Source organism: Ruegeria sp. 6PALISEP08 (assembly GCF_001238295.1).
Classification (GTDB): Bacteria; Pseudomonadota; Alphaproteobacteria; order Rhodobacterales; family Rhodobacteraceae; genus Ruegeria.
This window is the reverse complement of the sequence record NZ_LGXZ01000028.1, coordinates 1-8709: the sequence shown is the minus strand read 5'-3', so window position 1 is coordinate 8709 and position 8709 is coordinate 1. Positions and strand designations below refer to the sequence as shown.

7 protein-coding genes are annotated in these 8709 nt (G+C 57.3%); 6 read left to right on the top strand and 1 reads right to left on the bottom strand.

All coding sequences use genetic code 11. The features are described 5' to 3' along the window. The 5 genes from ALB80_RS22550 to ALB80_RS21515 form a co-directional block, all read left to right on the top strand. On the top strand, positions 1-256 hold a 256-nt coding region (locus tag ALB80_RS22550; protein ID WP_216597700.1), incomplete at its 5' end, for a hypothetical protein. Beyond that, a complete protein-coding gene (gene iadA / locus ALB80_RS21530; protein ID WP_050606164.1) occupies positions 250-1416 on the top strand; it encodes a beta-aspartyl-peptidase in 1167 nt (388 codons plus the stop codon). The genes ALB80_RS22550 and iadA, both read left to right, overlap by 7 nt. A 55-nt stretch (positions 1417-1471) precedes the next feature. Then, entirely contained in the window at positions 1472-2362 is an 891-nt protein-coding gene (locus tag ALB80_RS21525) for a cyanophycinase (RefSeq protein ID WP_082643737.1), read from the top strand. A 20-nt stretch (positions 2363-2382) separates the two neighbouring features. Then, positions 2383-5184 carry a cyanophycin synthetase gene (gene cphA, locus ALB80_RS21520; RefSeq protein ID WP_050606163.1) on the top strand — a complete coding sequence of 934 codons (2802 nt, stop codon included), beginning with the start codon at positions 2383-2385 and terminating at the stop codon, positions 5182-5184. 14 nt (positions 5185-5198) lie between these two features. Further along, positions 5199-6935 (top strand): Mur ligase family protein, encoded by a 1737-nt coding sequence (locus tag ALB80_RS21515; protein ID WP_083445424.1) that lies wholly within the window; start codon positions 5199-5201, stop codon positions 6933-6935. 361 nt (positions 6936-7296) lie between these two features. On the opposite strand, the gene ALB80_RS21510 is transcribed toward ALB80_RS21515, so the two are convergent. Then, the gene (locus ALB80_RS21510) at positions 7297-7485 is read right to left on the bottom strand and encodes a hypothetical protein (protein WP_050606162.1); all 189 of its coding nucleotides are present in this window, start codon (positions 7483-7485) and stop codon (positions 7297-7299) included. 115 nt (positions 7486-7600) lie between these two features. Between ALB80_RS21510 and ALB80_RS21505 the strand changes: the two genes are divergently transcribed. After that, positions 7601-8614, top strand: a complete 1014-nt coding sequence (locus tag ALB80_RS21505) for a GlxA family transcriptional regulator (protein ID WP_050606161.1) — start codon at positions 7601-7603, stop codon at positions 8612-8614. The last annotated feature ends 95 nt before the right edge of the window (positions 8615-8709 follow it).

The following is an 8709-nucleotide window of genomic DNA, read 5'->3' as shown; positions in this document are numbered from 1 at the left end:
GGCCGTTCGTCATCTCAAAACGGGTTCCGAAGGTTTAGGCGCGAACGGCTGCTCCTTCAGATACCAGACTTTGGTTTATTTGCGTTCGATGACTGCCATGCGGACAAACTTGCCATCCGCTTCATTTTTCTCATTGTCTGCTAGTTGCGTACGACCGACATCTACGCTTTCCCTGAAAAAGGGGATGGTTCTTTTGCTGCCATTTGGTGCAAAGAAGGACGTCTTCGCTCCTACTGACGGATTTGCAACGTGTTGAAGCTCATCAAGAATGCGCGTCTCTATTCACCTGAGCCTGTAGGTTTGGGCCATATTCTCACCGCGGGTGAGCGCATCATTTACCTCGGCAGTAAAAATCCCGAATTGCCGGACCAGCTTCAGGCAGAGATCATTGACGTCGAAGGTGCAGCGGTTATTCCGGGTTTTATTGATGGGCATGCGCATATAACTGGCGGTGGCGGTGAAACCGGACCAGCCAGTCGGGTGCCGCCGCTTGTCCTGTCCTCTTTCACGCGTGCCGGTGTCACTTCAGTCGTTGGAGTATTGGGCACGGACGATCTGACCCGCAACACCCAGACGCTGGTGCAACAGGCCTATGGGTTGCGGGAAGAAGGACTTTCAGCCTGGTGTCACACCGGTGGCTATCACGTCCCACTGACCACCCTCACCGGTTCACCCCGTGGAGACATTGTGTTCCTTGATCCGGTCATCGGTGTTGGGGAACTGGCGATCAGTGATCACCGGTCGAGCCAACCGACATTGGACGAGTTTCTGCGGATCGCGAGCGAGGCGCATGTCGCGGGTCTGATGACTGGCAAGGCGGGGATTGTGCATTGCCATATGGGAGATGGCGAGCGAGGGCTGTCAATGTTGGAACAGGCTATCGCGACCTGCGAAATCCCCGCACGCGTCTTCAATCCAACCCATGTCAATCGCAACAAACCACTCTTCGAACAGGCCGTGGCACTAGCACGGCACGGATGTTACATCGACGCAACCGCATTCCCTTGCGGACATGTCGAGCCGGGCATCTCTGCTGCTGAGGCCTACATTCAGTTTCGCGATTTGGGCGGTCACGCGGACCGCTTCACCATCAGCTCTGACGGTGGTGGCTGCCTGCCCGCCTTTGACCATGAAGGCAATCTGACACGGTTCGGTGTTGGTTTGTCCGACACTTTGCCGGACATGCTGCGCGAACTCACGAACAGAGGAGTACCAATGCCCGAAGCTCTGGCTCCGCTGACCTCAAATGTCGCTGACCTGCTGAAGCTGCACCGAAAGGGTCGTCTGAACGTGGGTATGGACGCTGATTTGGTCGTTCTTGACGAAAACACTGCCGTGCGGCATGTGATGGCCCGGGGGGAATGGCATGTACGCGACGGCCAGATAGCCCGACGCGGCATGTATGAACAGGTTTGAGCGTCCGCGCGGTCCTCGGTGGCTGCCCGCTATAGCACCGGAAGGTAGTTAAGATATGTGCCCTGCACCCGTTGATGCAGAAACCCCGCGCGGGTTCATCATTCCGATCGGCGGCGGTGAAGACCGCGTCAAGGAAATGCAGATTCACCGAAAGTTCGTAGAACTATCCGGCGGTGCCGACGCTGATATCGTCGTGATCCCAACAGCCTCGATGCTGGAAGAAACCGGACCGGACTATAACCGCATCTTTTCCGAGCTTGGTGCAGGCAAGGTTGAATTCCTGCCTATCTCGCGCCGCGCCGATTGCGACAACCCGGATTACGCGGGGATGCTGGATCGTGCTACCGGGATTTTTTTAACCGGTGGGAACCAGTTGCGCCTGTCAGCGATTCTTGGAGGCACGCTGGTCGCCCAGAAAATCCGGCGCCGAAACGCGGCAGGGGTGCCGGTTGCAGGAACCTCGGCCGGTGCTTCGATCATGTCCGAGCATATGGTAGCAGGCGGCAGCAGCAACTCTGGTCCAGCCGAAGGTAACATCACGCTGGCTCCCGGTATGGGTTTGACCAACGCCGTCATCATTGATCAGCATTTCACCCAACGCAACCGCCTGGGTCGATTGCTAACCGCTTCATCTTTTAACCCGTTTCTAATCGGATTGGGCGTTGACGAAGACACGGCGGCCTTCATTGGGCCCGATAACGTCTTTGAAGTAATCGGCAGCGGAACGGTTACCGTGGTGGATGCGAGCCATTTGACCCATTCTTCGATGTGGGATGCCCGTCGCGGCGAAGCACTCAGCCTTCTTGGACTTCGGCTTGACGTTCTGGGTGAAGGGTGCCGTTATGATCTGACGGCTCGCCAGGCTTTTCCGCCGGATGAGCATATGGCGTTCTGCACATTGCCGGATCTGTCCGGGGATGAGGCCGCCAGCGGGGGGAAACAATAATCTAACCAACGAGGAACCTCATGAAAATAATCTCGACCAATGTCTTTGTCGGCCCGAATGTCTGGGCAAGTTTTCCGGTCATTCGCCACGTCATTGATCTGGGCGTTTTGGAAGATTGGCCTTCGGCCAAAATTGGTTCCGAGTTTATTGATGCATTGACCCAGGCCCTTCCCGGTCTGGCGGAACATGGCTGTTCCTACCGCGAACCCGGTGGTTTCATCCGCCGATTGCGCGAAGATGAAGGTACTTGGCTTGGTCATGTTTTGGAACATTGTGCCATTGAAGTGCAGAACGTGGCCGGTTCGGATGTAACCTTTGGCCGCACGCGCGGCACAGGCGAACCCGGCCAATACAACATGGTTTACGAATACCGCCAGCGCGATGTTGGTCTGGACGCAGGCAAGCTGGCAATGCGGCTGCTGATGCATCTATTGCCGCAATCCCTCAAGGAACAGGTGGACTACGACTTCGAACCGGAATTCAACTGGGATGACGAGTTGCGTGGCTTTGTGCTGCGGGCGCAGCGCAAGGAATTTGGTCCCTCAACCGGCTCATTGGTTAAGGCCGCGCAAGAGCGTGACATCCCTTGGATCAGGCTGAATTCTGGGTCACTGGTTCAGTTCGGGCACGGCAAATACCAGAAACGCATTCAGGCAACCATAACCTCTGAGACCAAGCATATCTCGGTCGAGATTTCCTGCGACAAGGAAGACACGCACAATCTGCTGAACGATCTGGGCCTGCCTGTGCCGCAGCAACGCATGGTCTATTCCGCGCGTGAAGCCGTGCGCGCCGCCGCACGGATCGGGCACCCGGTGGTGGTCAAACCGCTCGATGCCAATCATGGGCGCGGTGTTTCGATCAACCTGAACTCGGATGAAGAGGTCGAGGCAGGCTTTGCCGAAGCCAAGGAACATTCCCGCAGCCGCGCCATTCTGGTGGAAAGCTTCATCACCGGGTTCGATCACCGGATGCTGGTGGTGAACAACAAGCTGGTCGCGGTGGCCAAGCGCGTGCCGGGCCATGTGGTAGGCGATGGCACGCACACGATTGCCGAACTGGTCGATATCGTGAACGAGGATCCGCGCCGTGGCATCGGGCATGAAAAAGTGCTGACCATGCTGGAGATCGACAATCAGGCCAAACGCCTGATGGAAAATGCGGGCGTGGCGGAAAAAACTGTGCTGCCTGACGGCGAGGTCTTTTATCTGCGATCAACCGCGAACCTGTCGACCGGCGGCACGGCCATTGATCTGACGGATGTGGTGCACCCTGACAACCGTGACATGGCCGAGCGTGCCATCATGGCCGTCGGGCTGGATGTGGGCGGTGTCGATTTCCTTGTCGACGACATCACCAAATCCTACAAGGATATCGGCGGCGCGATTGTCGAGGTGAACGCCGCCCCCGGTTTCCGGATGCACGTGGCACCGTCCGAAGGTCAGCCGCGCGACGTGGCGGGCAAAGTGATCGACATGCTGTTTCCGGCCACCGAGGAAACCCGCATCCCCATCGCGGCAATCACCGGAACCAACGGCAAGACGACCACTTCAAGGATGCTGGGGCACATCATTAAAACCAGCGGCAAGACCGTTGGCATGACCTCGACCGATGGTGTTTATGTTGACGGCAAGCTGAGCGTCAAGGGCGACATGACGGGACCCAAGTCGGCACAGATCGTTCTGCGCGACCCGGCTGTCGATTTTGCGGTGATGGAAACCGCACGTGGCGGACTTGTGCGGTCGGGTCTGGGCTATCAGCGCTCGAACGTAGCGGCCTGTCTGAACGTCTCGGCAGATCATCTGGGCCTTGGCGGCATCAACACGGTTGAGGAACTGGCCGTTGTCAAACGCGTGGTGGTGGAAAGCGCCACCGACACGGCCGTTCTGAATGCCGATGACATCAACTGTCTGAAAATGGCCGACTATGCCGGTGCGGATCAGATCTTTTATGTCACCACCAACCCGGGGCACAGCCTGGTCAAGGAACATATCAAAGCAGGCGGCAAGGCCATTGTGCTTGAAAAGGGCATGAATGGTGACATGCTGACCATTTATGACAACGGTCTTCATATCCCGGTGCTGTGGTCGCATCTGATCCCGGCGGCATTGGAAGGCAAGGCCATTTTCAATGTCCAGAACGCAATGTTCGCCGCCGCGATGGCCTATAGTTTCGGAGTGGACCTGGACAATATCCGCCACGGGCTGCGCACCTTCGACACCAGCTATTTCCAGGCACCCGGGCGGATGAATGTCTATGACGAGCATCCCTTCAAGGTGATTCTCGACTATGGCCACAACCCTGCCGCGCTCAAGGCGATGGCGGCGTTGGCCGATCAGTTGGAGGTCAAGGGCCGAAGGCTGTGCGTTGTTGCGATGCCCGGCGACCGGCGCGATGAGGATATCGTAGACGGGGCCGCCGCATTGGCCGGGCATTTTGATCATTTCATCTGCAAGGCAGATGACCGCCGCCGGGGCCGTGGACACGACGAAGTGCCGCAAATGATGCGGCAGGCCCTGATCGACAACGGCGTCGATGATGCCGCGATCACGATCATCCCGGATGAGGTCGAAGCGGTGACTGCAGCGTTGGAACAGGCCGCACCGGGCGATCTGCTGGTGATTTTCGGTGATGACACAACGCGCTGCTGGAAGCAGATCATCTATTTCAACTCCGATAGCGAAGCGCCAGTCACAGAGGCTGCGCCGGTGGCAAGCCCCATCGACACCTCGTTCGAGGACATGTTCGAAAGCGACCAGAACCTGATCCGGGATGCGCGCGGCGTGCGCCTGGCCCGCGACATCAGCGAAGACGCGGATTGAGCGGGGGTACCGGAATGGACCGGATCGAAGAGCTTGAAAACGCGCTGACAATTGAAAGCGCGTACGCCGATCATATCCGGGTAGACGATGCCCGACGCCTGACCGGGCCGGGACTGTTGTGGAACCGCCCCGGCGCGGTGATGGATGTGTTTTTCACCGATATCGGCACCGCGCAGGTCACCGCTTTGTGGGAAAAACACGCGCGCCGCGTGCTGGACGGGCTTGGCTGGCAGGATCAGGACGTAACCCACCGCAGTTTCACCGGTGGCGTCAATCTGGCGATTTCAGCGCCGATGGATCAGCTCTATTCCGCGATCTTCGCGGTGCAAACCGTCTGGCATTTCTGTGCTGCCGAACTGTTGGCATCCGAGCCCGGCGATTTCGATCAGATGGTTGCGGATGTCAAAAGCGTTATGGAGAAGGAAGCCAATCCCGCGCTGATTGCCCTGATTGTCGCAGCAGAGGCGCATGGTGTGGATATCCTGTGCGATGATGACGAAGTGTCGATCGGGCACGGTACTGGCAGTCAGACCTGGCCGGTCGATGCGCTGCCTACCCCCGATGACTTGGACTGGTCGGCTCTGCACAATATCCCGGTGGCCTTCATTACCGGAACCAACGGCAAAACAACTACAACCCGTTTGCTTGAGGCGATCGCGCGCGCTTCTGGCAAGGTTGCCGGGCTGACCTCGACCGAATTTGTGCGGGTGGGAGACGACATTCTCGACCGTGGCGATTATTCCGGTCCTGGCGGCGGTCGAATGCTGTTGCGTGACAAAAGGCTGGAGGTCGCCTGTCTGGAAGTCGCGCGCGGAGGTATCCTGCGCCGGGGTCTGCCGACCCGCGCGGCAATGGCAGCGGCGGTCACCAATGTGGCAAACGACCATCTGGGGCAATACGGGGTCAACACGGTGCCGGAACTGGCTCAGGCCAAATTCGCCGTGCATCGCACGCTGGCCGAGGGTGGCGTGCTGGCACTGAATGCCGATGATGAATTTGTCCGTGCCGAGGCGGCGAATACATCTGCGAATATCTGGTGGTTTTCGCTGGATGCGCAGAATGCCCTGATCCGTCAGGCCCGCGATGCGGGCAAGTGCTGTGCCTATGTGCGGTCGGGAAAAATCGTCTTTTTCGATGGTGCGGCGGAACGGGTGGTGATCGCCGTCGGCGATGTGCCCCTGACCATGGGGGGCGTAGCAAAATACAACATCCTTAACGCCCTAGCGGCCTTATGCCTTGCCCTGGCATTGAACCTGCCCGTTCAGGCAGCTCGAAAGGGGTTGGCAGGGTTCAAGCCCGACGCCAGGGACAACCCGGGCCGTTGCAACGAGTTTCTCTATAATGGCGCGCGGGTTTTTGTGGATTTTGCCCATAACCCGCATTCGATTTCGGCCGTTTGCGATGCCCTGTCCAGCCTGCCGGCAAAACGGCGTTTTATAATGCTCAGCCATGCCGGGGACAGATCCGATCAGGATATCCATGACGTCACTGCGACGGCGCTGAACTTCGAACCCGACGTGGTCGTCGCAACAGAACTTGAGGGGTATCTCAGAGGTCGCGAATTGGGTGACATTTCTGATCTGATCGAACGGGCAGCGTTGGACCATGGGTATGGTGCGCACCAAATACTCAGAGCTCCTTCGCCCACACAAGCCGCTTCAATGATACTTGAAAAGCTTGAGCCGGGAGATGTTGCCTTGCTGCTGGTTCTGTCCGATCGCGACGCCGTTCTCGCGATGCTCGACCGATAAACAGAGCCGGGTGCCGGTGTCACGCTGTTGTAGCTAGCACACGGCGATGTAAGCGCGCGCAAATGCAAACAGGCAGGGAAGTATGCACCAAAAATGTTGCACCTTCGTCCTGAGACCGATCGGAGGCGGACTACGGTGCAGAACCCGCCAAGTGATCGTTGCGCAGTATCCGGTACTTTGGGCTCAGCGCAGTCACCTGACGGATTTACTTAGATGACCGATTAGCGGCGTTGAGCGGACGTTCACCCCCGAAAACTCGGAGTTTCGAACAGGAACGACCGCGCTCACCATAAAGCGGTCGCTCTCCCAAATCTTGGCTACGACCGGCTTGCGAACGAAGCGGACATTGAAAATGCTCAAACTAACGGTCTCTCACCAGTGAACAGCCTGGTCCAAGATAGATCACCGAATCCCACATCTCTTCCGTCACTTTGTAGTTGTCGGTTCCTCTTCCTTGTTCGTCTGTTGGGCTGAGTTCTCCTGAGGCGGGCCTTTTTGGAAAGGTTTGCTTTTCAATGTCAAAAAAAATACTCCAAACTGCGTTCATCATCGCTAACACCTCCAACGAACTACGTGCCCTTGAAGACTGCACGACATTTTTCGTTTCGCGTGAGTGGCGGAATGGCTAATAAGGGGGCAAATTCACCACTTTGGGAATTTTGCCGATGCCATATTCGGTTCAAATCGTTGCCACCTCAGCAACCAGCGCCTCCAGCGTGTTTGGCCTGTACGACACTTTGGTGGCCGCAGGGCGGGACTGGGAACATTTGGTGAGCGGCGAGGAGCCAATGCCGGTGTTTGACGTCAGTCTCGTTGGCCCGGACATTGAAGGGTTTCGTTGCGGAAGTGGCATATGGATCGTGCCAGACCAGACATTTAAGAACGCAGACGACGCTGATATTATTGTCGTACCTGGACTGACACTTTCACCGCACGACCGCCTCGACCCCGAACTACATCCTTGTTTAGCTTGGCTTGCTAAGCGCGACTTGGCCAAGACGCGTATCGTGTCAGCCTGTACAGGGGCGGTCTATTTGGCGGAAATAGGTATTTTGGATGGGGTTGAAGCGACCACACATTGGGCTTGGGAGGGCCTTTTTCGAAGGTTCTACTCGAATGTGCGGCTCCGCATCGACCGCGGCCTTTGCTTTGCTGATGCGTCTCACGGGCCTGTAACGTCGGGTGGGACAACCGGGTGGCAGGAACTCGCTACATTCCTGATCGCGCATTACGGCGGCACGCAAAGGGCGGTACGGGCAGCAAAAGTCTGGCTTATGGCCAACCGCGGAGAACTCCAGTCACCATTCTGTTCAATGATTACTACTACACCTCATGCTGACGCCATAATCTCACAGGCTCAGCTATGGATTTCCAACAATTACGCCATCGATAACCCAGTCGCAGAAATGGCTAAACGTTCCGGGTTGCCGCCAACTACGTTTGCGCGACGCTTCCGCAAAGCCACGAGTAAGTCACCGCAAGACTACGTTTTGGCGCTGCGAATTGAAGAAGCCCGCCAGTTGCTTGAAACCACCGACTGCTCCGTGGTGGAGGTCGGAGAAGCAGTCGGATATGCCGATACGCCTTCGTTTAGGAGGTTGTTCAAACGAAAGACAGGACTGACTCCTGTCGAACACCGCAAAATGTTCGGCCTGTCTCGGTTCTCAAACTACTCCTGATGGACGGCGTTCAAGATTAGCAATCCTATTGACCGCTTAGGGCTCGAAGCGGTCATCTGACTGTTTCTGTCGGATGTCCGTTTGCCAGCGCGAAA

What these genes read in the sequence shown, in the direction of transcription:
- ALB80_RS21525 (WP_082643737.1), top strand. Translation starts at nt 1,472, where the DNA reads ATGTGCCCTGCACCCGTTGATGCAGAAACCCCGCGCGGGTTCATCATT.
- cphA (WP_050606163.1), top strand. Translation starts at nt 2,383, where the DNA reads ATGAAAATAATCTCGACCAATGTCTTTGTCGGCCCGAATGTCTGGGCA.
- ALB80_RS21515 (WP_083445424.1), top strand. Translation starts at nt 5,199, where the DNA reads ATGGACCGGATCGAAGAGCTTGAAAACGCGCTGACAATTGAAAGCGCG.
- ALB80_RS21510 (WP_050606162.1), bottom strand. Translation starts at nt 7,485, where the DNA reads ATGATGAACGCAGTTTGGAGTATTTTTTTTGACATTGAAAAGCAAACC.
- ALB80_RS21505 (WP_050606161.1), top strand. Translation starts at nt 7,601, where the DNA reads ATGCCATATTCGGTTCAAATCGTTGCCACCTCAGCAACCAGCGCCTCC.